This window comes from Kitasatospora phosalacinea (assembly GCF_000716545.1).
Taxonomy (GTDB): domain Bacteria; phylum Actinomycetota; class Actinomycetes; order Streptomycetales; family Streptomycetaceae; genus Kitasatospora; species Kitasatospora phosalacinea.
In genome coordinates, this window is record NZ_JNWZ01000027.1 from 55594 (window position 1) to 77045 (window position 21452).

20 protein-coding genes are annotated in these 21452 nt (G+C 74.8%); 6 read left to right on the plus strand and 14 right to left on the minus strand.

Annotated elements, in window-relative coordinates; translation table 11 throughout:
* The 4 genes from OO48_RS15795 to OO48_RS15810 form a co-directional block, all read right to left on the minus strand.
* Nucleotides 1-744, minus strand: coding sequence for an SOS response-associated peptidase (locus tag OO48_RS15795; protein ID WP_033216519.1), 744 nt, complete (start codon nucleotides 742-744; stop codon nucleotides 1-3).
* A gap of 72 nt (nucleotides 745-816) precedes the next feature.
* Nucleotides 817-1083, minus strand: a complete 267-nt coding sequence (locus OO48_RS15800; RefSeq protein ID WP_033216521.1) for a hypothetical protein — start codon at nucleotides 1081-1083, stop codon at nucleotides 817-819.
* Complete coding sequence (locus tag OO48_RS40675) at nucleotides 1080-3365, minus strand: tetratricopeptide repeat protein (RefSeq protein ID WP_051732176.1); 2286 nt, start codon at nucleotides 3363-3365, stop codon at nucleotides 1080-1082. Before OO48_RS40675 ends, OO48_RS15800 begins: the two co-directional genes overlap by 4 nt.
* Nucleotides 3362-3769, minus strand: coding sequence for a hypothetical protein (locus tag OO48_RS15810; protein WP_051732177.1), 408 nt, complete (start codon nucleotides 3767-3769; stop codon nucleotides 3362-3364). The genes OO48_RS40675 and OO48_RS15810 overlap by 4 nt, the downstream gene beginning before the upstream one ends.
* Nucleotides 3770-3871: 102 nt before the next feature.
* Here OO48_RS15810 and OO48_RS15815 point away from each other — a divergent pair, with 102 nt between their 5' ends.
* Entirely contained in the window at nucleotides 3872-4567 is a 696-nt protein-coding gene (locus OO48_RS15815; protein ID WP_033216523.1) for a (2Fe-2S)-binding protein, read from the plus strand.
* A gap of 103 nt (nucleotides 4568-4670) precedes the next feature.
* A complete protein-coding gene (locus tag OO48_RS15820) occupies nucleotides 4671-5150 on the plus strand; it encodes a hypothetical protein (protein WP_033216525.1) in 480 nt (159 codons plus the stop codon).
* A 128-nt stretch (nucleotides 5151-5278) separates the two neighbouring features.
* Here the strand turns inward: OO48_RS15820 and OO48_RS15825 are convergent, their stop codons facing one another.
* Together OO48_RS15825 and OO48_RS15830 are read right to left on the minus strand one after the other, a co-directional pair.
* Nucleotides 5279-6082 carry a helical backbone metal receptor gene (locus OO48_RS15825; protein ID WP_245194664.1) on the minus strand — a complete coding sequence of 268 codons (804 nt, stop codon included), beginning with the start codon at nucleotides 6080-6082 and terminating at the stop codon, nucleotides 5279-5281.
* 68 nt (nucleotides 6083-6150) lie between these two features.
* Nucleotides 6151-9567, minus strand: coding sequence for a carbohydrate binding domain-containing protein (locus tag OO48_RS15830; protein WP_245194665.1), 3417 nt, complete (start codon nucleotides 9565-9567; stop codon nucleotides 6151-6153).
* 398 nt (nucleotides 9568-9965) lie between these two features.
* Here OO48_RS15830 and OO48_RS15835 point away from each other — a divergent pair, with 398 nt between their 5' ends.
* The gene (locus OO48_RS15835) at nucleotides 9966-10538 is read left to right on the plus strand and encodes a dihydrofolate reductase family protein (protein WP_033216529.1); all 573 of its coding nucleotides are present in this window, start codon (nucleotides 9966-9968) and stop codon (nucleotides 10536-10538) included.
* A gap of 96 nt (nucleotides 10539-10634) precedes the next feature.
* Here OO48_RS15835 and OO48_RS15840 read toward each other — a convergent pair whose 3' ends face one another.
* The gene (locus OO48_RS15840; protein WP_063830686.1) at nucleotides 10635-11939 is read right to left on the minus strand and encodes an MFS transporter; all 1305 of its coding nucleotides are present in this window, start codon (nucleotides 11937-11939) and stop codon (nucleotides 10635-10637) included.
* Between the two features lie 129 nt (nucleotides 11940-12068).
* Here OO48_RS15840 and OO48_RS15845 point away from each other — a divergent pair, with 129 nt between their 5' ends.
* Nucleotides 12069-12542, plus strand: coding sequence for a hemerythrin domain-containing protein (locus OO48_RS15845; RefSeq protein WP_033216531.1), 474 nt, complete (start codon nucleotides 12069-12071; stop codon nucleotides 12540-12542).
* Nucleotides 12543-12685: 143 nt separating this feature from the next.
* Here OO48_RS15845 and OO48_RS15850 read toward each other — a convergent pair whose 3' ends face one another.
* Nucleotides 12686-13906 (minus strand): PucR family transcriptional regulator, encoded by a 1221-nt coding sequence (locus OO48_RS15850; RefSeq protein WP_051732178.1) that lies wholly within the window; start codon nucleotides 13904-13906, stop codon nucleotides 12686-12688.
* Between the two features lie 340 nt (nucleotides 13907-14246).
* Between OO48_RS15850 and OO48_RS15855 the strand changes: the two genes are divergently transcribed.
* The gene (locus tag OO48_RS15855; RefSeq protein WP_033216533.1) at nucleotides 14247-14687 is read left to right on the plus strand and encodes an SsgA family sporulation/cell division regulator; all 441 of its coding nucleotides are present in this window, start codon (nucleotides 14247-14249) and stop codon (nucleotides 14685-14687) included.
* 111 nt (nucleotides 14688-14798) lie between these two features.
* Here OO48_RS15855 and OO48_RS15860 read toward each other — a convergent pair whose 3' ends face one another.
* From OO48_RS15860 to OO48_RS36300, 5 genes are all read right to left on the minus strand, one after another.
* Entirely contained in the window at nucleotides 14799-15665 is an 867-nt protein-coding gene (locus OO48_RS15860) for an ABC transporter permease (RefSeq protein WP_033216534.1), read from the minus strand.
* Nucleotides 15625-16482 carry an ATP-binding cassette domain-containing protein gene (locus OO48_RS15865; protein WP_033216535.1) on the minus strand — a complete coding sequence of 286 codons (858 nt, stop codon included), beginning with the start codon at nucleotides 16480-16482 and terminating at the stop codon, nucleotides 15625-15627. Before OO48_RS15865 ends, OO48_RS15860 begins: the two co-directional genes overlap by 41 nt.
* Entirely contained in the window at nucleotides 16479-16973 is a 495-nt protein-coding gene (locus OO48_RS15870; RefSeq protein WP_051732179.1) for a MarR family winged helix-turn-helix transcriptional regulator, read from the minus strand. The genes OO48_RS15865 and OO48_RS15870 overlap by 4 nt, the downstream gene beginning before the upstream one ends.
* Before the next feature lie 236 nt (nucleotides 16974-17209).
* Nucleotides 17210-18037: a hypothetical protein gene (locus OO48_RS40680; RefSeq protein WP_033216539.1), complete on the minus strand. Its 828-nt coding sequence runs from the start codon at nucleotides 18035-18037 to the stop codon at nucleotides 17210-17212.
* A gap of 185 nt (nucleotides 18038-18222) precedes the next feature.
* Nucleotides 18223-19227: a transglycosylase SLT domain-containing protein gene (locus OO48_RS36300; RefSeq protein WP_051732180.1), complete on the minus strand. Its 1005-nt coding sequence runs from the start codon at nucleotides 19225-19227 to the stop codon at nucleotides 18223-18225.
* 264 nt (nucleotides 19228-19491) lie between these two features.
* Between OO48_RS36300 and OO48_RS15885 the strand changes: the two genes are divergently transcribed.
* Nucleotides 19492-19761 (plus strand): GlsB/YeaQ/YmgE family stress response membrane protein, encoded by a 270-nt coding sequence (locus tag OO48_RS15885; RefSeq protein ID WP_033216541.1) that lies wholly within the window; start codon nucleotides 19492-19494, stop codon nucleotides 19759-19761.
* 112 nt (nucleotides 19762-19873) lie between these two features.
* Here the strand turns inward: OO48_RS15885 and OO48_RS15890 are convergent, their stop codons facing one another.
* Nucleotides 19874-21208, minus strand: coding sequence for a hypothetical protein (locus OO48_RS15890; RefSeq protein WP_033216542.1), 1335 nt, complete (start codon nucleotides 21206-21208; stop codon nucleotides 19874-19876).
* Nucleotides 21209-21452 lie beyond the last annotated feature (244 nt).

A 21452-nucleotide genomic window follows, 5' to 3' on the forward strand; every position in this document is an offset into this window, starting at 1 on the left:
TCAGTCGGACAGGCCCAGCGGGTCGGGAGCGTCGGTGAGCAGTTCGGGGCCGTTGGCGGAGACCCGGTTGACGGCCGTCGGTACGGCCCGGACCAGCAGGTCTCCGTCGGCGGGGCGGTGCAGCAGCTCGTGCAGGTCGGCCCGGTCGGTGTTGGCCGGGTCGAGCCAGCTGCCCAGTTCGGCGCGGGGGACGAGCATGGGCATCCGGTCGTGCACCCGTCCGGCCCGGTCGGTGGCGTCCGTGGTGAGGATCGTCGTGGTGGCCAGCCAGGCCGCCGGGTCGTCCTCCGGGACGCTCGCGTCCCGCCAGAACTCGTACAGTCCGGCCATCAGCATCAGTTCGCCGGTGGAGAGGAAGTACGGCTGCTTGTACGCCTTGCGGCCGTCGGCGGCGGGCACCGGGCGCCACTCGTAGTAGCCGTCGGCGGGGATCACGCAGCGCCGCTTCGCGAAGGCCCGGCGGAACGAGGGCTTCTGGTCGGCGGTCTCCGAGCGGGCGTTGATCAGCCGGGCCGCGCCGGACCGGTCCTTCGCCCAGGACGGGACCAACCCCCAGCGCAGCACCCGCAGTTCGCGCGCCACCTCGCCGGTCTCGGCGTCCACCCGTTCCAGCACCGCGGACACCGGGTCGGTCGGGGCCACGTTCCAGCTCGGTGCCAGGGCCTCGGACGGCTCCCAGCTCGTCACGTCGAGCAGCGAGGCCAGGTCGGCGGGAGGGGTGGTGGAGACGAAACGACCGCACATGCGCCCCAGCCTGCCACCCCGTCCCGACAACCGCACGCGCCGACACCCGGTGCGGGAGGGACCGGGCCTGGCTCAGGAGTGGAAGTTGCGCTCCCAGCGGTGCCCGGCCGGCGCCTTCAGCCGCTCCCCGGTCAGCGGCACCCCATCGCCCGCCGCCGCGTTGCGCACCGAGCGCATCCCGGGGATGACGGTCGACACGGCGGGTGCGCTGAGCACGAACCGCACGGCGGTCTCGGCGAGTTGCCCGTCGGTGATGCCCAGGTCGGCGGTGAGCGCGGCGAGCCGGCCGTTCCGGGACGGGACCCTGGGCGGCGGGGCGGGCGGGCGCCAGGGGGTCACGGGGCCGGGGGCCGGAGTCCGGCGATCCGGGCCCGGACGGCTTCGGCCTCCCGGTGGCGGCCGGCCCGGTCCAGCGCCCAGACCTGGCAGCGCAGCGCCCACAGCTGCCCCTGGACGTTGGTCAGCTCCTCGAACGCGGTGGCGGCGGCCCGGAACTCCGCGATGGCCTGCTCCGAGCGGCCCGCCCGTTCCAGCACCAGCGCCCGGTTGCACCGCACCAGCGCCCGGTCCTGCGGGCCGCCGAGGGCCAGGGCCGTTTCGAGCGCCGCGTCCGCGTGGCCGAGCGCCTCCTCGGGCCGGCCCGATTCGGCGAGGACGACGGCCAGTTCGGAGCGCACGGCCATCAGCGGGTACCCGCCGTCCCGCTCCGCCAGGGCCAGCGCCTCGCGGAACACGTCGAGCGCCCGCTCGCCCTCGCCGGCCCGGGTCAGGTTGCTGCCCAGGTCGGTGAGCAGGTGCACCTGGCCGATCCGGTCACCCGCCACCGCGCTGAGCGCGGCGCTGCCGCGCCCGGCCGCCACCGCCTCCTCGATGCGTCCGAGACTGATCAGGCACTCCCGCTGCCGGCTCAGCACCTCCACCAGCCCGGCCAGGTCGCCCTTCGCGCGGCGCTCCTCGGCCAGTGCCCGGAGGACTTCGAACGCCTCCAGGTGCCGTCCCGTCCCGTTCAGCGCCACGCCCCGCCGCAGTTCGAGGTCGGCGGCCAGGTCGGCCGCGCGGCCGGACGCCCCGGCCACCAGCCGCCGGGCGCGCGACAGCACCTCCTCGGCCTCCCGGTACCGCCCGCACTCGTTGAGCAGTCCGCCGAGCGACGCCAGGACACCCGCCCGGACGATCCCGGGTTCCGTTCCGGCGAGGGCTCCGGCCGCCTCCCGGAGGTCGGCCTCGGCCCTCCCGTGGCGGCCGGCCTCCCACAGGACGTCGCCGCGCCGGTGCAGCAGGAGGGCCGCCTCGGACGCCTCCCGCCCGCGCCGGGCGTCGGCCAGCCCGGCGTCCAGCACGGCGAGCGCGTCGTCGTAGCGCCTCGTCCCGCGCAGGAAGGGGAGCAGCAGGTCCACCAGCCTCCTGGTCGTCCCCGGCCGTCCGAGCGGCGGTTCGGCGACGGCCAGCGCGACCAGGTTGCGGCGTTCGGGTTCCAGTTCGTCCTCGGCCAGGCCCAGGTAGTGCGCGTGCAGGCGGTCCTGCACCTCCTCGTCCCGTTCCTGCTCGGCGGCGAACAGCCGCATCAGGTCGTGCATCCGCCAGCGGCCCCACCGCTCCCCCGCCTCCACCAGGTGGGCCTGGGCGAGTTCGGCGAGCAGTTCCTCGGCGTCCGGCCCGTCCAGTCGGACGGCCGCCGCGACGGTCGGACTGGCGAGGTCGGGGCCGGGGTTGAGGGCGAAGAGGCGGAACACCCGGGCGGCGTCCGGGGTCAGGTGGGCGTAGGAGAGGGCGAAGGCGGCGCGGACGGCGAGTTCGCGGTGGCGCAGGCGCCTGAGGCGGGTGCGTTCGTCGCGGAGGGCGGCGGCCAGCGAGGACGGGGGGCGGGCGGGGGTGTCGGCGAGCAGGGCGGCGGCGATCCGCAGGGCGAGCGGCAGGCCCTCGCAGAGGCGGGCCAATTCGGCCGCGTCGGACGGGTGTCGAGCGAGCCGGGTGTCCTCGGGGCGGGCCGCGCGCAGGGCGGAGTCGAGGAGGCGGACGGCGGACGGCTCGTCCAGGACGGCGAGTTCGACCAGGCGGGCGTCGACGCCGAGGGTGTGCCGGGAGGTGATCAGGGTGTTCGCGCGGTGGCCGCCGGGGAGCAGCGGGGTGATCTGTTCGGCGCCGAACGCGTTGTCGAGCACCACCAGGACGGGCGGGCCTGGCTCGGCGAGCAGGCTGCGGTAGGCGCGGGACTTGTCCTGGAGGCCGGGCGGGATGTCCTCGGGCGGGAGGCCGAGGGCGCGCAGGAAGCCGTCGAGGACTTCGGCGGGGGCGAGTCGGCGTTCGGGGTCGTAGCCGGCCAGGTCGGCGAAGAGCGCCGGAGCGCCGGAGCGCCGGGCGGCCTGGACGACCAGTTCGGTCTTGCCGACGCCGGGCGGGCCGACCACGGCGACCACCGCACCGCCGCCGTCCCGCGCCAACACGGCGTCCAGCAGGGCGGATTCGGCTTCGCGTCCGACGAACCGCCCCGTGCCGGGCGGGAGTCCGCCGAGCGTGGGGCGCGGGGTGCGCGGGGCGGCGAAGTTGACGGTGTCGGCCTGGTGGACGGCTCCGTGGAAGTGGCCGCCGCTGATCTCGTTGCGGGTCCGCGACCAGGTCATCCCCGGGGCGGCGTGCCGTGGTAGTGGGTGTGGGTGTCGCCGGTGACCTTGCCCTGGATGGTCAGCACGCTGTTGAAGGTGCCGCCGCTGATCTCGTTGTGGATGGTGTCGCCGCTCAGGACGGACCGGGCCTGGCCGTGCCAGCGTTCCAGTTCGGGGCCGAACTCCGGTTCCAGCGCGGCGCGGACGGCCAGCGCGGTGTTGAGCCGGGAGGCCGCTTCGGCGTTCTGCGGATCGCGTTCCAGCGCCACGAGTTCGGCTTCGCCGCTGCTGACCGCGGCGGCGGCCGCGTGCTGGAAGGGGCGCCGGACGAGTGCGGTCAGCCCGTTCCAGCACTGCTTGCCGAGTTCCCCGCCCGCGCCTCCGGCCAGTGCCGCCAACAGCCCCAGCGAAATCGGGTCCATCGCCCGTCCCTCCCCCTCGACCTGCCGCCCGCGTCGGGCGGCTTGCCACATTACACTCCGCTATGTGCCCCTCACCCGTGATCCGCAAGCCCCCTCCCGCCCGTGACGGCCGCCGAGTCGCTCTCCTCGCTCGGGCCGTACTTCGCCGTCCGGGCCGATCCGGCGCCACCGACCGGGTTCCGGCCGCTGCCCGAACTGTACGGAGCGGGCGGCCCGTTGGCGGCGCGGATCGCCGAGGTGGGGCGGGTGCTGGGGACGGGCGAAGCGCGGGTGGCGGCGTCGACGGCGCACCTGGGGCTGGCGGCGAGGCTGTGGTCGGTGGCGCTGGGGACGGCGGTGGCGGCCGGGCGGGTGCCGGAGTTGGCCGGGGCGTGGTTCGCGCTGCCGCCGCAGGGGCCGTTCGACCTGTGGCTGCCGTCGGCGGACGGTCGGGCGGCCACCGTCGAGACGCTGGAAGCGGCGGTGCTGGAGGGGCAGTTGGCCCCGCTCGCGGAGGCGGTGCGGGCGGTCGTGCCGCTCGCGCCCGGTCTGCTGGCGGGCAACGCGGCCTCCGCGCTGGTGGGCGCGGCCCGGCAGGTGGGGTCGGTGCCGACGCTGCGCGCCCGGGCGGCCGCGCTGGCCCGGGAGCTGCTGGCCCGCCCGGCGCTGGCGGGCACCGGGGCGGTGACGGCTCCCGGCGGGCCGTTGGCGTTCCGCCGGGCGTCGTGCTGCCTGTACTACCGCGTCCCGTCCGGCGGCCTGTGCGGCGACTGCGCGTTCACCCGGCCGCCGGGACGGCGACCGGGCGTCAGGCGGTAGCCCTCGCCCGCCGCCCCGATCCGGAACCGGTCGCCCCGCCGCACCGTCCCCCACAGGAGCACCGGCCCCACCCGGGCCGGGCCGGAAGCGGACGGGAACACCCATGCACGGAGCTGGCCGGACGCCCCTGCTGATCGGGGCGGCGCTCGCCCTCGCCTCCGCCGCGACGGCCTGCACGGCGGACGCGCCGAAACCGCAGGCCGCCGAAGTCCGCACCGACGCACAGCTGTTGGCGAAGTGCGTCACCCTGCCCGCCGAGGCCGACGGCGTCCACTGGACGTACCGCACGCTCGGCACCGCGAACCCCCGCGTCCCCGGCCCCACCGACTACGGACTCGACGGCATCGCCCACCTGTCCGACGGCGAGGCCGCCCGCCTGCACGACACCGGCACCTGGACGCCCGCACCCGCCACCCACCAACCGCCCGCCGAACTGACCGCCCTGCTCGACCACCCCGTGGGCACCTGGCTCCGCACCCCGGCCCTGGACGACGACTCCTCCTCCAGCACGCCGCACTTCCTGCTGGACCCGGGCACGAACACCCTCTACTTCTGGGCGGTCAACCCGCACTGCGCGTCCTGACGACCGCCGGGAACCCCGGCGCTCCCGGCACCGCGCCACGCGGGTCTGAACCCCGCCTGGGTGGCGACGGCCGGTGACCCGCCGCCCGAACGGCAGAGCAGGGGTTGGGCCCGGCGTCGCCGCCCGCCTCAGCCTTGTGGAGTTGGACCTGTGCGCGTCCCTCCCGTGAGCAGACCATCCGTGAGGACCGCCGGGGCCTCGGCCAGGGACGGGCCGTACCAGGTGAGGTGGCGGCCGGAGAGGAGGGCGTGCGGGAGGGTGGGGAGGGCTTCGGGGCCGTCGGTGGCGGTGAAGCGGTAGGGCTCGTCCGGGAGGATGAGCAACTCGGCGCCCAGGGCGTGGAGTTCGGGGAGGGTGAGGCGCGGGTAGCGGTCGGGGTGGTCGGCGGGGAGGAGGGTGACGCCGAGGCGGCGGAGGAGGTCGGCGGCGAAGGTGTCGCGGCCGAGGACCATCCAGGGGCGGCGCCAGATCGGGGCGATCGCGCGGACGGCGGGTGTCGGCGGCGGGAAGGACCAGGCGCGGCGGGCGGCCACCAGCCAGTCGGGGCAAGGGAGTCGGAGGGCGTCGACGAGCAGGTGGTGGAGGGAGTCGAGGGCCTGGTCGAGGTCGCGGATCCGGGTGGTCCAGACGGGGAGGCCGGCGGCGCGGAGGGCGGCCAGGTCGGGGGCGCGGTTCTCCTCCTCGTTGGCGATGACGAGGTCGGGCGCCAGGGCGCAGATGGCTTCCACCGCGGGGTTCTTGGTGCCACCGATCCGGAGGACGTCGAGCCCGGCCGGGTGGGTGCACCAGTCGGTGGCGCCGACCAGCAGGCCGGGGGCGGTGGTGGCGACGGCCTCGGTGAGGGAGGGGACGAGGGAGACGACCCGCCGGACGGCCGGTGGCAGGCGTACGGGGTTGCCCTCGTCGTCGGTCGGGTGCCGGGTAGCGTCCATGCCGGGAACGCTAACAGCGGTCGGCGGCCCAGGGCCGTCGACCGCTGTCGACGCGTGCGAGTGGCGCGTTACTTCAGGTACGGGCCGTCGGTGCCGATCTTGCCCGGGGCGGCGTTCTTGCCGCCCAGGTCGAGGACGTAGACCCGCAGGTTGCCCTTGCCGGGGGCGGCGACGGCCAGGGTGCCGCCGGTGACCACCTTGACGTCGCCGGAGACGGCGTCCTTGTAGGTGCCGTTGGGGATGCCGGTGAAGGTGGCGGCGTCCGTGACGGTGACCAGCGCGAAGGAGTCGACGCCGCCGGCGGCGTCGGTGTAGCGGCGCTTGAAGGACATGCCGCCGCCCTGGACGCCCTCGGTGGAGTACTGGCCCATCTGCAGGGCGGGGACCGCCCGGCGGATCTGGTTGAGCCGCTGCACCTGCTTGACCAGCGGCTGCTGGAGGGTGGTGGCGACGGCGCCGTCGGCCGAGGAGACCACCGAGAAGTCGGAGGCCGTCACGTTGCCGGCGACCTTGTCGCCGTAGTAGGCGCGGCCGGTGGTGGCGAGCGGGCAGGACGGGCCGCAGTCGATCTGCTTCCCGGCCTGGAACTCGATCTCGGAGCCGTAGTACAGGGTGGGGATGCCGCGGAAGGTCCACATCAGCGCCATGTTCTCCGCCCAGGCGTCGGTGCCGCCCGAGTACCGGGTGGACGACTTGTTCGGGCCGAAGTCGTGGCTGTCGACGTAGACCACGTTGTACGTGGCGTCGTTGGTCGAGTCGTCGGAGTCCTTGCCGTTGGAGAACGCGTTGTGCGCGTCGCCGAAGTTCATGTGCATCCGCATGTCGATGATGTTCATGCCGGAGAACTTCGAGTGGTCGGGCGCGTGGTAGGCGTTCCCGGCGAGGAAGGCGTTGGTGGAGGTGGGCTGGTTGCCCGGGCCGAGCTGCTCCTCGTAGTTGTACTGGTCGAGGGCGGCCTGCACGTCGTCGTCGGTGTAGTCCTTGCGCTCCTTCCAGGTGAAGAACTGCGCGGAGTGGTTGACCGAGCCGCGGTTCCACTTGTCGTTGACGAACGCCCCCACCTCGCCGAAGACGAAGAAGTTCTGCGCCTTCTGGGGCCCCCAGTCCTGGGTGACGCGCTGCTGGATGGCGGGCAGGAAGCGCCGGTTCCAGGTGACGCGCGGGACGTGCACGGCGGTGTCGACCCGGAAGCCGTCCACGCCCATGTCGATGTACTTGTTGTAGGCGCCGATCAGGTAGTTCTGGACCGGGGCGCTCTCGGTGTTGAAGTCCGCGAGGTCGTCGTGCAGCCAGCAGGAGCGCGAGTCCTCGCCCTCCCAGTTCCCGATCCAGCACTGGTGGTAGTACTGGGCGGGGAACATGCCCGAGGTCGGGCTCGGCCACTGGCAGTTGTAGATGGTGTAGCCCTCGGGGCTCTTGTACTGGGTCGGGGTGCCCCAGCCGACGCAGGTCTGGCCGCTGGGCTGGGTGGTGGACCACAGGTCGCCGTTGTAGTACGACTTGCCGCTCTTCGGCTCGACGGTCAGGCCGTCGTACTCGAAGCCGGGCTGCTTCTCGTCGTAGTACCAGGACCACTGCGAGTCCCGGACGCCGTAGACGGTGGGCACGTACAGGCCCTTGGCGCCCCAGCGGGAGCTGTGGTTGTAGACCACGTCCTGGTAGATCTTGATGCCCTTGGCGTGGGCGGCGTTGATCAGGTCCTGGTAGGAGGCGCCGGCCGACTCCAGCCGCGGGTCGACCTTGTAGAAGTCGTAGCCGTGGTAGCCGTGGTAGTCGTAGTCGGAGCGGTTGAGGACGACCGGGGTGATCCAGATCGCCGAGAAGCCCAGGCCCTTGACGTAGTCGAGCTTCTGCACCAGGCCCTTGAAGTCGCCGCGGAACATCGGGTCGTTGTTGGCCGCGTTCCCGGACTTCACGTCCTGGTTGCCGCCCCGGTCGTTGGAGGTGTCGCCGTCGTTGAAGCGGGCGGTGAGCACGAAGTAGATCGGGTCCTTGCGCGGGTCGGTGCCGATCATCTCGCCGGGCTTGGCGGCCGGCGGGGCCTCACCGGTGGTGGCGACCGCGGCGGCGGAGGCGGCGGAGACGTTACCGGCGGCGTCCAACGCCTTCACGGTGTAGGTGTAGACGGTGCGCGCCTCCAGGCCGCTGTCCGAGTACACCGTCGAGCCGACGTTGATCACCGAGGTGCCCTTGGTCCCGCCGCTGCGGGTGACCTGGTAGCCCGTCACCCCGGTGTTGTCGGTGGACGGTTCCCAGGTCAGCACGATGGACGTGTCGGTCGCGTTGGCCACCACGCCGCTCGGCGCGCTCGGCGCGGTGGTGTCGGGGACGACGGCCGCGCACGGGTCGGCGGCGCCCCCGGTGACCTTGCCGTTCTGCACGGTGCTGACGCCCGCCGGGACGACGTAGTTGGCACCGTTGTTGTTGTCCCAGGTGCCGTTGCCGTTGTTGAACGTCGCCGCCATGGTGGCCGCGGAGCCCAGGTCGACGGTGCGCTTGTACCAGCCGGGGCAGGCGAGTTGCATGCCGATGCCGGGCACCGACGTCCAGGCCCCGCCCGCCGGGGCGTAGTGCAGGTTGACGACGCTCCAGCCGACCACGGCGGTCGAGTAGAACACGGTGGCGCTCTTGCCCGCCGGGGTGCTGCCGCTCGCCGAGGGGGAAGGGGACGGGGAAGGGCTGGCGGACGAGGACGGGGACGAGGACGGAGAGGCGGAGGCGCTCGGGCTCGGGCTGGTCGTGGCGCACGGCGCGGTGCCGCCGATGACGCCGTCCTTGACCGTCACCACGCCCGTCCCGAGGGCGTAGTTCTTGCCACCGTTGTTGTCCCAGGTGCCGGAGCCGTTGTTGAACGTCGCCTGGAGGCCGGTCGCGGTGCCCAGGTCGACGGTCTTCTTCACCCAGTCGGTGCAGGCCGCCTCCATCGCGACGCCGGGCGCGGTGGTCCAACTGCCGCCGTTGGGGGCGTAGTGCAGGTCGTAGGCCGTCCAGTTGCGGGTCTTGGTGTAGTAGTAGACGGTCGTGCCCGCGCCGGTCGAGGACTGGCCCGGGCTCGGGCTGGGGCTCGAACTCGGGGTGCCGGTACCGCCGTTGTCGGTGCCGCACGGGTCGCTGTGGGCGATCACGCCGTCCTTGACCACCACGGTGCCGGTGCCCAGGGCGTAGTTCTTGCCACCGTTGTTGTCCCAGGTGCCGGAGCCGTTGTCGAACGTCGCCTGGAGGCCGGTCGCGGCGCCCAGGTCGACGGTCTTCTTCACCCAGTCGGTGCAGGCCGCCTCCATCGCGACGCCGGGCACGGTGGTCCAGCTGCCGCCGTCCGGGGCCCAGTGGAGGTCGTAGGCCGTCCAGTTGCGGGTCTTGGTGTAGTAGAAGACGGTGGCCGTGTTGCTGCCACTCGCCGCGGTGCCGGTCGCCGCGCTGGCGGTGGCGCCGAGTTGGGCCGTGGAGAGCAGACTGGCGGTGAGTGCCGCCGCCGCTGTGAGCACGAGGGCGGTGGGGCGCCGTCGGTGCCGTGGTCGTCTGATCAAGGGGGTGCCCCTCGGTGCAGGGCCGCAGGCGGTGGGGAACTGCCTCGCGGCAGGGATGGGTGGGGGAGCTTGCGCAAGAACCTGCAAGAGCTTCCAGGAGGTTACTGAGGCATGACCGGCCTGTAAAGACTTCCTGACGCTGCCCATTGACGGACAATCAGGCACCAATCCACCCCACGTGCAGAAAAAACTTTCCGCAACCACCAGAGCTCTGGAGGGAATTGCGGCACGGACCGATGAGTTCCTCCATGATCACCAGTCAGTAGTCGTGGAGGGTGCGCCACAGCCGGACAGAGGCCGCGGCGTCCACCGATCCGACCACCGACAACCGGACCCGAGACACCGAGGAACCACCGATGCGCACCCTGATCAGCACCGCCTTCATCTCGCTCGACGGCGTCGTGGAGGCCCCGGGCGGCGAGCCCGGCTACCGCAACTCCGGCTGGACCTTCAAGGACGTCGAGTTCCTCCCCGAGGCGTTCGACATCAAGGGCCGCGAGCAGGAGGAAGCCACGGCGATGCTGCTGGGCCGGACCAGCTACCAGGCGTTCAGCCCGGTGTGGCCGGACATGGCGGACTTCGCCGGCTACCGGGCGATGCCGAAGTACGTCGTCTCCACCACCCTCGCCGACGACGACCTGGTGACGAACTGGGGCGAGACCACGATCCTGCGCTCACTCGACGAGGTCGCCGCCCTGAAGGAGACCGAAGGCGGCCCGATCATCGTCCACGGCAGCGCCACCCTGAGCCAGGGCCTCTCGGACGCCGGGCTGATCGACCGCTACCACCTGCTGGTCTTCCCCCTCCTGCTCGGCGCCGGCAAGCGCCTGTTCAGCGCCTCGGACAAGGACGCCCAGAAGCTGAAGCTGGTCGAACACGAGGCGTACGCCAACGGCCTGCAGAAGAACGTGTTCGACGTCGTCCGCTGACCCGACTCCCGCACCCGCCCGACCAGCCCCGGCACCGACCGCCGTCAGCGTCAGCGCCATCAGCGGCGTCAGCGGCGGCGAAGTGGATCCTCGTGGTCAGTCCGCCGCGGGAGCGTCCGGCGCCGTGGTCGTCCGGTTCGCCGGCCGGGGCCCCTTCTCGCGGCCCCCGGCCGCCGACAGCACCGCCGCCCCGCCCGCCGCGGCTGTCAGCAGCGCGCAGCCGAGCAGGGCCGCCGGGGTGCCGGACGCGGCGGCGAGGGCGCCCCAGGCCGGGTTGGCCAGCGCCAGGGCCGCGCTCTGCACGAACGTCAACAGCGCCTGGACGCGCGCCAGATGGGTCGCGGGGGTGCCGGCCAGGACGACCGGGCCCAGGTGCACGGCGAAGACGCTCGAACCGGCCCCCACCACGGCGGCCGCCACGGCCGCCAGGGCCGGGGCGGGCGCGACGGCCAGCGCGGCCGTGCCGAGGGCGGCGGCCAGCAGGCCGAGTCCGGCGCCGAGGGCGGGACGACGCGGTGCGCCCCGGCGGGCCGCGACCAGGGCGGCGGCCAGCATGCCGAGGGCCTGCCCGGCGGCGGGCAGTCCGGCCGCGCCCGCCGCCCAGCCGCGTTCGCGCACCAGCAGCGGGCCGAGCAGCGCGACCACCGGCAGCACCCCCGCCGCCGCGACCCCGGCCAGCACCAGGGCGGAGCGCAGCACCCCGTCCCGGCGCACCACCCGTACCCCGTCGGCCGTCCCGGCGAGCAGCCCGCCGGAAGCGGGGGCGGTGGCGGTGGCGGCGGGTCCGGCCGCCGGGCGGTGCGGTTCGGCCGCCGGGCGGATCCGGAGCGTCACGGCCAGCACGGCGGCGAAGGTCGCCGCGTCGGCCAGCGCGGTGCCCGCCAGCCCGACCGCCCCGACCAGCAGCGCACCCAGCGGCGCCCCGAGCAGCACGGCCGCCTGGCCGCCCGCCTGACGGAGCGCCAGCGCCCGGGGCAGCTGCCCGGGGGCCACCAGGAGGCGCGGCAGGGCGCCGCTCGCGGGCAGTTGGAAGGCGTCGACGGTGCCGATCAGCAGGGCGAAGCCCAGCAGCGTCCACGCGGTGCTGCCCCCGGTGCGGTCGACCACGGCCAGCGCCAGGACGACGGCCAGCATCGCCGCGTCCCCGACCAGCACCGTCCGCCACGCCCCGAACCGGTCGGCGACCGCCCCGCCGAACAGCAGCAGGACGGTGCGCGGCACCGTGATCGCGGTCAGCACCAGCCCGGCGGTCGCCCCGCCGCAGCCGGCGGCCGTCCAGCCGAGGGCGGTGGCGAGGGCGGCGTCCCCGACGCTCGACGCGCGGGTGCCCGCGAGCCACCACAGGTACGTCCGGGGCAGCGGGGCGGAGGGCTCGACGGGGGCGGTGGCGGTGGTTCCCATGGCGGCCGACGGTAGGAGCCTCGACCAGGTCGAGGGCAAGCCGAGGGGCAGGCCGGGGAGCAGGCCGGGGGCGTCCGGGGTCGCGGCGTGCCGCCGGGACGGGGTGGGAGGGGCGGCCAGACTGGCGGGATGTGCCACTACTGCGGGTGCCGCGAGATCCCGCTGATCAAGGACTTCATCCGGGAGCACGAGGCGGCCACCGACCTGACCGGGGAGATCGCCCGGCTGCTGGAGGCGGGCGACCTCGCCGCGGCGGGCGCGCTGCTGCCGCCGCTGGCCGCCGAGTTGGCCGCGCACTGGCGGGGCGAGGAGGCCGGGCTGTTCCGGGTGATGCGCGGGGACCCGGAGTTCGCGGCGTACGTCGAGGCCCTGGAGGCCGAGCACCGCGCCCTGGCGGAACTGCTGGCCGGAGCCGACCTCGCCGCGCCGGCCGACCGGGCGGCGCTGCTGGCGGCGTTCGGGGAGCTGCACGAGCACATCGCCAAGGAGGAGGACGGCCTGTTCCCGGCCTCGCTGATCGCGCTGACCGCCGCCGACTGGAACGCCTCGATGGCCGCCTGGCAGGCGGCCCACCCGGGCCGGCGGCCGACCGGGGCCGGTTGAGGGCCGGCGGCCGGCCGAAGCACGGACCGGGGGCGCGCCACGGTCCCGGCCGAGGTCCCGGCCGAGAGCGCGTCGGAGACGGGCAGCGTCCGGCAGCGCACGAACCGGGCCGGGGCGCTGGCGGGCTGGCGGGCTGGCGGGCGTCACTCCAGCGGGTCGCGGACCACCCCGGGGAGGTGCAGGACCGCCTGCAGGGCGATGTACAACTCGGCTGAGTCCAGGCGCCGTTCGAAGGAGCGGCCGGAGAGCTGCTCGATCCGGCGCAGCCGGTAGCGGATGGTGTTGGGGTGGCAGTACAACAGCTTGGCGGCCTTGTCGGCGGAGCCGTCGACGGCGAACCAGGTGGACATGGTGGTGAGGAGCTGTTCGCGCTGGCCGTCGGGGAGTTCCATGACGGGGCCGAGCACCTGGTTGCCGATCCGAGAGGCGGTGGAGGGGGCGCTGGCGACCAGCATCGGCAGTGGGTTGGCGTCGAACAGGGTGACCGTCTCGTCGGGGCGGGCGGAGCTGGCCAGGGCGACCTGGGCGAGGTGCAGGGCCTGCGGGGTCTGGTCGAGCCGGGTGTAGCAGGGGCTGACGCCGGCCCGGCGGACGGTCTGGCTGCGCAGGGTGTCGACCAGCAGGTCGATCGCGGCGGCGGCGCGCATCGAGACGATGCCGATGTGGGCGTCGGGGGTGAGCCGCCAGGCGGAGCCCATGTCGTGCTCGCGCAGGGTGGGTTCGATGTCGGGCAGGGCCTGCCGGGCGAGGCCGGGGGCGTGCGCGACGACGACGGCGAAGGTGCCGTCGTACGGGAGGGTGAGCATGTCGGCGGCTTCCAGGACGGAGCCGGGATTGCCCATGCCGCCGCGCAGCACCACGTCGACCAGGGCGGAGCGCTCCTGGTCGCGGCGGACCATCAGCAGGGCGGTGGTCTCGTTGAAGGCGTTCATCATGGCGGTGGTCGACTCCTCGTTGAACCGCCAGACGTCGGTGGCCATCTGCACCAACTCCTCGCTGGTGGCCAGGCCGTGGCGCAGCGATTCGGCGGCCATGGTCTCCCACAGGTGGGCGAAGCCGATCCGGAACGCGGACTGCACGGTGGCGAGCGGGACGCCCTGTTCGGCGCGCAGCCGTCCGGTGCGGCGGGGGGCCTCCAGGCAGGGGCCGTCCTCGTGGGCGAGCCGGCGCAGGGTGAACTCGATGTTGCTGCGGACGGATTCGGCGAGGTCCCCCGCGGGCAGCGGTCCGGCGCTGCGGTAGACGACCATGGTGTCGCGGATCCGGCGGACGGTCTCCTCGGTGAGCGCGGCGAGCCGGTCCAGCAGGTGGCCGGCCAGTCGCGCGGCCGAGTCGGCCGGCGCCTCGGGGAGTCGGGTGCCCATGCGGTGAGCCTAGGCGGGGCGGCGCGGCGCGTCCGGTCGGTGCGGGGCCCGGGCCGGAGCGCGGGCGGGGGGCGCGGGCCGGGGCGGGCACGCCGTGGGGTGCCGGGGCGGGGGGCGGCCGTACGGGCGTTCCAGAGGTGAGCGCGGGGGCGGGTGTTGACGGCGCGTCGGGCCACCCGGGGGAACGTTTTGTCGCGGCCCACAGGCCGGGGCGGTCCGGCACTGTCCGTCCGGACAGCGTTGGCGCTCCGTGGGCCCGCGGGTGCGCCGGGCGGCCCTAGTCTCCTGCCCAGACCAGTCCGGAGCCGCCGGGCCGGACCGAGTGGAGAAGGCACCCGTGATGGAGAGCCCCGCCGAGCTGCGCCTGGACCTGGTGATGGATCTGCTGCTGTCGCCGGAGGAGGCCTTCCCGGTCCCGGCGCGGCTGGCGTACTCCCCCGACGACCCGTACGCGGTGCACGTCGCCTTCCACGTCGACTCGTCGCTGCCGATCGGCTGGTTCTTCGCCCGGGAGCTGCTGGTGCAGGGGCTGCTGCGGCCGTCCGGCCTGGGGGACGTGCGGGTCTGGCCGGCGGTGGTGGACGGGCGGCGGATGGTGACGCTGATGCTCTGCTCCCCGGAGGGCGACGCCTTCCTGCAGGCCCCGGCACCCCGGGTGGCGGCCTGGGTGCGGCAGACGCTGCGCCTGGTCCCGCCGGGCGGGGAGGCCGAGCGGGACCGGGTGGACCGGGCGCTGGACGCGCTGTTCGCGGCCAACGGGGCGGCCGAGCCCGGGTGCTGAGCCGGGGCACCGAGCCCGGGCGCTGAGCCGGGGTGCCGAGCCCGGGTGCCGAGCCCGGGTGCTGGGCCGACGCCCGGTGTCCCCGGCGCCTCCCGGCCCGGCCGCGGGGCGTCAGCGGGCCAGCCGCCCCAGCAGGGCGGAGGCGGCGGTGATGCCGACGGCGGTGGACAGGGCGAGCACGCCGAAGTCCAGCGCCAGGTGGGACGGGGTGCCGATGAGCAGGCCGCGCAGCGCGTCGACCTGGTAGCTGAGCGGGTTGGCCCGGCTGACGACCTGCAGCCAGCCGGGCATCAGGTCGACGGGGTAGAGCGCGTTGGAGCCGAAGAACAGCGGCATGGTGATGGCCTGGCCGATGCCCATCAGCCGGTCCCGGGTCAGCACGATGCCCGCGATGGTCATCGACAGGCAGGAGAAGAACGCCGAGCCGAGCACCACCGCCGCCGCCACCCCCAGCAGCCGCAGCGGGTTCGCGGTCATCCCGACGCCCAGCACGGCGGCCAGCACCACCACCACGGCGGCCTGGACCACCGCCTTCACCCCGGCCGCGAACGCCTTCCCGGTGACCAGCGCGGCCCGCGGCGTCGGGGTGACCAGCAGTTTGGTGAGCACCCCGGAGTCCCGCTCCCAGATGATCATGATGCCGTAGAAGATCGCGATGAACATCGCGGACTGCGCGATGATGCCGGGCGCCAGGTAGTCCAGGTACGGGGTGCCGTCGGTCGGGATCGCCTTCAGCCGGGTGAAGGTCTCGCCGAAGATCAGCAGCCACAGGGCGGGCTGGATCGCCCGGGTGTACAGCTCGGTGCGGTCGTGGCGCAGCTTCTGCAGTTCGACGGCGCACATCGCGAAGACCCGGGCCGGCACCACCCGCCAGCCCGTGCGGGCCTTCGGCGGAACCAGCAGCAGGCCCAGCTCGGGCCCCGGGTGCGGGCGTCGTTCAGCCGACGCGGCTTGCGGTGCGGCGGGTGCGGCGGACATCCGAGAACTCCCCTTCCTTGGCGTCGTCGGCCAGGGCGCGGCCGGAGAAGTGCCGGAACACGTCGTCCAGGGTGGGCGCGTCCTGGGCCGGGTCCTCGGCGCGGACCCGCGCCTTGAGCTCCTCGGGGGTGCCGAGCGCCCGGATCCGGCCGCGGTCCATCAGGGCGATCCGGTCGCAGTGCCGGTCCGCCTCGTCCATGTAGTGCGTCGTCACCAGGACGGTCATGCCGGTGGCCCGGCGCACCGCGTCCACCCGCTCCCACACGCCCGCCCGGGCGATCGGGTCCAGCCCGATGGTGGGTTCGTCCAGCACCAGCAGCCGGGGGGCGCTGACCAGCGCCTGGGCCAGCTCCAGTCGGCGCACCATGCCGCCGGAGTACGTCCCGGCCATCCGGTCGGCGGCCTCGGTCAGGTCGACGGCGGCCAGCGCCTGGGCGACCCGTTCGGCCCGCTCGGCGCGGGCGACGTCGAAGACCCGGGCGAACAGCGCGACGTTCTCCCGCCCGGTCAGCCCGGCGTCCGCGGACAGCGCCTGCGGGACGTAGCCGAGCAGCCGCCGCACCCCGGTGCGCTCGGTGGCGCAGTCGTGGCCGAACACCTCGACCATGCCGCGCGCCGTCGGCAGCAGGGTGGTGATCGCCCGGATGGTGGTGGTCTTGCCCGCGCCGTTCGGCCCCAGCAGCCCGAACACCTCGCCGGGGCGCACCTCCAGGTCGACCCCGTCCACCGCCCGGACCACCGGGCCCCTGCCCCGGCCGCGGTGGAAGCTGTACGCCAACTCCCGGCACCGGACGGCCGGTTGCTCCTGCTCGGTCATGCCTCCGCCTTCCCCTCGCCGCTCCCCCGGGCCCGCAGCCCGGCCGCGACCGCCCGCAGCGCGGGCAGCGCCGCCGCCAGCGCCGCCCGGTCGGCCCCGTCCAGTTCCGCCAGCACCTCGCCGAGCAGTTCGGCCCGCCGCAGCCGCCAGGCGGCCAGCCGCTCGACGGCCTCCCCGGTGGCGTACAGCAGCGCCGCCCGCCGGTCGGCCGGGTCGGTCTCGCGGCGCAGCAGCCCCTGGCCGACCAGTTGGTTGACCAGGGTGGAGACCGAGTTCCCGGCCAGGGACAGCTCCTCGGCGGCCTCCGAGACCCGCATCCCCGGCGCGTCCGCGACCAGGCGCAGCAGTTCGGCCTGGGCGCCGCGCAGCCTGGGCCGGTCCAGCCCGGCCCGCAGGTGGCGGCGGGTCAGCCGCTGGACGCCGACCAGCAGCGCGGCGAACTCCTCGGCGTCCGGCCCGGGTCGCGGGTTCCGTTCCGGCTCGTCGTCCACACCTCCGATTTTAGCTCTGCATGAGAGGCATCAGTCGAGGGTCCGCCGGTCAAGAACTCCCCAACTCCGAGCCGGGAACGGCTCCGGGCCGACCCGCTTGGTGCGCGGGCCGGCCCGGAGGCGTTCTCGGGGGTGGAGCTTTTCCCGGGGGGAGCCGTTCCCGGGGCGGAAGCGTTCTCGGACAGGACCGGTTCGGCGGTCGCCGAAGGCCGTGCCGGTTCACGCCCCCGCAGGTCTCAGTCGCAGTCCTTGAACGCGGCGCAGGCGGGCTTGCCGAGGCCGTCCACCAGGGCCTGCTTGTCGGCCGGCGCGGCCCAGGCGGTCTTCGGGCGGCCGCCCTTGGCGAGGTCGGCGCGCAGGGTGAGCTCGGCGACGGTGCCCCGGTTGTCGACCAGGTACTCGTGCACCTCGACGGTGGTGCCGTCCGCCTGCGGGACGGTCAGGTCGGCGAACAGGCGGTCGCTGTCCTCCGCGACGACCGTGACCTTGGCGCCGGGGGCGGTGGTGGCGCAGTCCTTCACCTCCTGCGCGAACTGCTGCATCAGGGCGGAGGCGCTCTGGACCACGCCGCTGCTCTTCGCGCCGGAGCCGTAGCTCGCGATGGTCTCGTCGGCCTTCCAGTCGCCGGTCGAGCCGCCCAGCGAGGCGGTCTCCACCATCGGGACCTCGGCGTAGTAGTCGTCGCGCTCGCTGCGGCAGATCCCCTCGATCTGCAGCAGGCCCTTCTCGCCGAGCACCTTGGCGGCGGAGCCGGGCGCCTTCCAGTGCAGCGCGGAGTTCAGCGGCACCGCCTTCGGGTCGACCCACACCCCGGCGGGCAGCCGGCCGGCCTTGCCGGGCGTGGCCCCGGCGGGGGCGGCCGAGGTCTTCGCGGCGGCGGGCGACTCGGTCCCGGCGGCGGCCGACCGGCCCCCGGTGGCGGCGGGCGCGGAGGCGGCGGCGCTGGTGGCGGTGGCGGTGGTGGCGGAGTCGCCGGTGTCGGTGCCCTCCGGGTCGCACGCCGACAGGAGGGCGACAGCGGACAGGCAGGCCACCGTGGCGGCGGCGAGACGGAGCGAACGCACGTGAATCCCTGGAGAGTTCGAGGACGATGGAGAGGACCGGCGGCCCGGCCCCGGCGCCGCGCCGGCGGAACCCGGGCGCGGTGGTGACCGCGGCTGCCGCGGAGCGCGGCGGAGCGCCGCCGTCGGACGGCCGCCGGCGGCGGACCGGTGGCCGGCCCGCGGGCGGTCGGTGGGTCCGTCGGCGGTCAGTAGCCCCGCGGGCGGCGGTTCGGGTCGGCCTGCTGCACCTTGGCCGCCAGGTCGTGCCCGTCGGCCGCGACGTGGTAGGTGCTGCGGATGTAGGTCATGGACGCGGCGACGTTGGCCACCGGGTCGTAGATGTCGGTGGAGGTGCCCTTGACGTGGTTGGCCGCGAAGGTGCCCGGCACGCACTGCCAGCCGCCGCGCGAGCAGTTGGCCGGGTGGCCGTCGCCCACGGTGGCGCCGTGCGCGTTGCTGTCCGACAGGTTGATCTGCGAGGTGGGCGAGTTGAACGTGGACTCGCGCTTGGCGATGGTCAGCATGCCCTCGGTCCAGGCCGCGCGGGCCTTGGGGTCGGTGACGCCCATCGCGTCCAGCGCCTGGGCGATGTACTCCCGGCAGGCCGCCTCGCCGCTCTTGTACTTGCCCTTGCCGCCGTAGGTGACCTCGCCGACCTTGATCGCGCCTTCGTGCGACACGGGCGGCGTCGGGTCGTTGCCGTGGCCGCCGCCGTGGCCGCCGCCGGTGGGCTTCTTCGGGCCGGACGGCATCGGGGCGCGCTTCTTCGGATGGCCGGGCGCCGGGGTGTGCCCGTGGCCGCCGTCGGCGGGCTTCTTCGGGGCCGCCGGGCGGCCGGGGTGGGCGCCCTGGCCGGGCTTGGCGACGCCCTCGCGGGCGCGCCGCTCGGCCTCCGCGTACTGCTTGGCGACGGTGCCGAGCTTGCCGACGTCCTCGGTGAGGTTCTTGGTGAGCTGGTTCTTGGTCCGTTCCAGGGCCGCCACCTGCTGCTGGATCGCGTCGACCCGCTCGCGCACCTGGGCGACCACCTCGCCGAAGCCGATGACGTTGCCGAGGGCGCCCGCCGCGAGGTCGGTGGCGACCGCCCTGGCCATCACCGCCTTGATCCGGCCGGTCCGCTCGGACATCTCCCCCATCCGCTGCTGGACCGCCTGGAATTCCCGCTGGATCTTCGCCAGCTCGCCCAGTTCGTAGCCGAAGCCCGCTGCCATCCCGTGTCCCCCCGTAGGACTCGACATCTGCTCAGGTCGTTTATCCCACCACACCGCGTCGCGACGCAATCGCCGGGGGTCCCGGTTCGGGGCGTCGCAGTACCCTTTGCCGAGGCTTTGCAAACCTGCTGGTCGGGGGAGTGTCGAGATGCCCGGGCGGGCAAATCTGGCGATCATGGCAAGTGTGGGCCGGCACCCCTGCGGGTCCGCGTACGATGCACCGCTGTCGACCGGTCGGCGCCCGACCGGAAAGGCTGGGTTTCGATGTTCCAAATCATCTGGATTCTGCTGATCGGCTTCGTGCTGGGTGTACTGGCCAAGCTGATCCTGCGCGGGCCGCAGTCCATCCCGTGGTGGCTGACCATGCTGCTCGGCGCGGCCGGTGCCCTGTTGGGAAACCTGGTGGCCGGCTGGATCGGCGTCCGGCACACCGGGGGCATCGACTGGATCAGGCACATCCTCCAGCTCGGATTCGCCGTCGCACTGATCGGTATCGTCGCCCCGGCCTGGGGCAGGTCCCGCACCAGCAGGTAGCCCCGCACCGCACGCCGCCCGCCCGCCCGGCCCCTTCCGGCCGGGCGGGCGGCGGCACGTCCGGCGGCGCGTCCGGGCGGTAGCACGCCGGGTCGCACCGCGCCGGGCCGGTTCAGGCGAAGCGTGAGCTGCGGACCGGGCCGGACGAGCGGATCCGGTCCCGGGTGCCGGTCGCCCAGGTGGCGGCGGCCAGGCCCGCGAACCGGGCCAGCTCCTCGGCCGGGTCGGGCGGGGTGGCCCCGTCGCCCCCGTCCGGCTCGGCGGAGGCGGCGAGGATCTCCCGGGCCAGCTCCTCGGCCGGGCGCCCGTCCTCGGGGGTCCGGGTGACCTCGCCGTCCTCGCCCATGACCATCCGGGGTTCCCAGGGCGCGACGATCCGCTGCACCAGCAGGCCGCAGACGTCCGCCGACACGGCGGGGGTGTCCGTCCAGCAGGTGGCGTGCTCGTACAGCACCTCGCCCGGGGCGCGCTCGTGCAGCTCGGCGAGCACCTCCCGGTCCACCTCGTTCAGGTCGTACGCGACCACCAGCGCGTCGGGCGTGCCGGGCCGGTACGGGGCGGCGGGCAGGCCGAGCAGTTCGGCGGCGGCCAGGCCGAGCGCCCGGCTGCCCCGGTCGGGCAGCAGCGCGACGGCGGCGGGGCGGCGGCCGGTGGCCTCCAGGACGGTGCGCAGCCGCTCCAGGCCGAGCCGGCAGTCGTCCCAGCCGCCCTGCAGGTACGCCCAGCGGCCGGTCATCCCGGCGTCGTAGCCGAACGGGGAGAGGGTGGCGAGCAGGCCGCCGGTGAGCACGTGGTGCCAGCCGCGCAGGTCGGCCGGGCCGGCGGGCGGGACGGCGGCGGCCCGGGCCAGGGTGCGGCGGATCCGGTCGGCGGCGGGCCGCCAGTCGTCGCCGGGCTCGGAGAGCCGTTCGAAGACCTCCCGGGCGAGGTCGAGGCGGCCGGCCATCAGCGCGTTGTGCACCAGCAGGTAGCGGTCGGGCCAGTCGCCGGTGACCTCCCGGTGCTCCCGGAGCAGCTCGACCACCTCCTCGTGCCGTTCGCCGTCCTCCAGGGCCACCGCCAGTTCCAGCAGCACCCGCCGGGGGCTGACGGCCGGTTCGGCCGGGCGGGCCCGGCCGAACAGCCGCCGCTTGGCCTCCGGCACGCCGTCGCCGCGCAGCGCACCGGCCAGCGCCTGGCGCAGCGCGGGCACGGCGAACTCGGACAGGCCGTGCTCGATGCAGGCGTACCCGTACGCGTACAGCGCGCCGGGGTCGGACGGGTCGGCGGCCAGCGCGGCGGCCGCGCCGGCCAGCTCGTCGATCCCCACCAGCTCGGCCAGCTTCCCGACCGCCGGTGCGAGTTCGCCGGCGGCCAGGCTGTCGGCGCGGGCCCGCAGTTCCCGGACGGCGCCCTGCGGGTCGCCGGCGTCGAGCAGTTCGCGGGCCTTGGCGAGGTCGGGGTGCACGCAGTCTCCTCCTGATGGACGGTTCGGGGTTCCGTTGCGCGCGGCTCCCGGCGGGTCCGCCGGGCCGCGCGCCCGCCCGATCATCGCCGGGCCGCGCCGCCGGGCCAAGCGGTTTTCCGCACCGCGCCGCCACCGCTCCTCCCCCCTGCTCCCCTCCCCCGCTCCCCCCGCTCCCCCTGCCCCTTCGTCCGACCGCACCGGGCCCGGCGGCGTGTCACCGTCCGGTCCCGATGCGGTCCGGAAT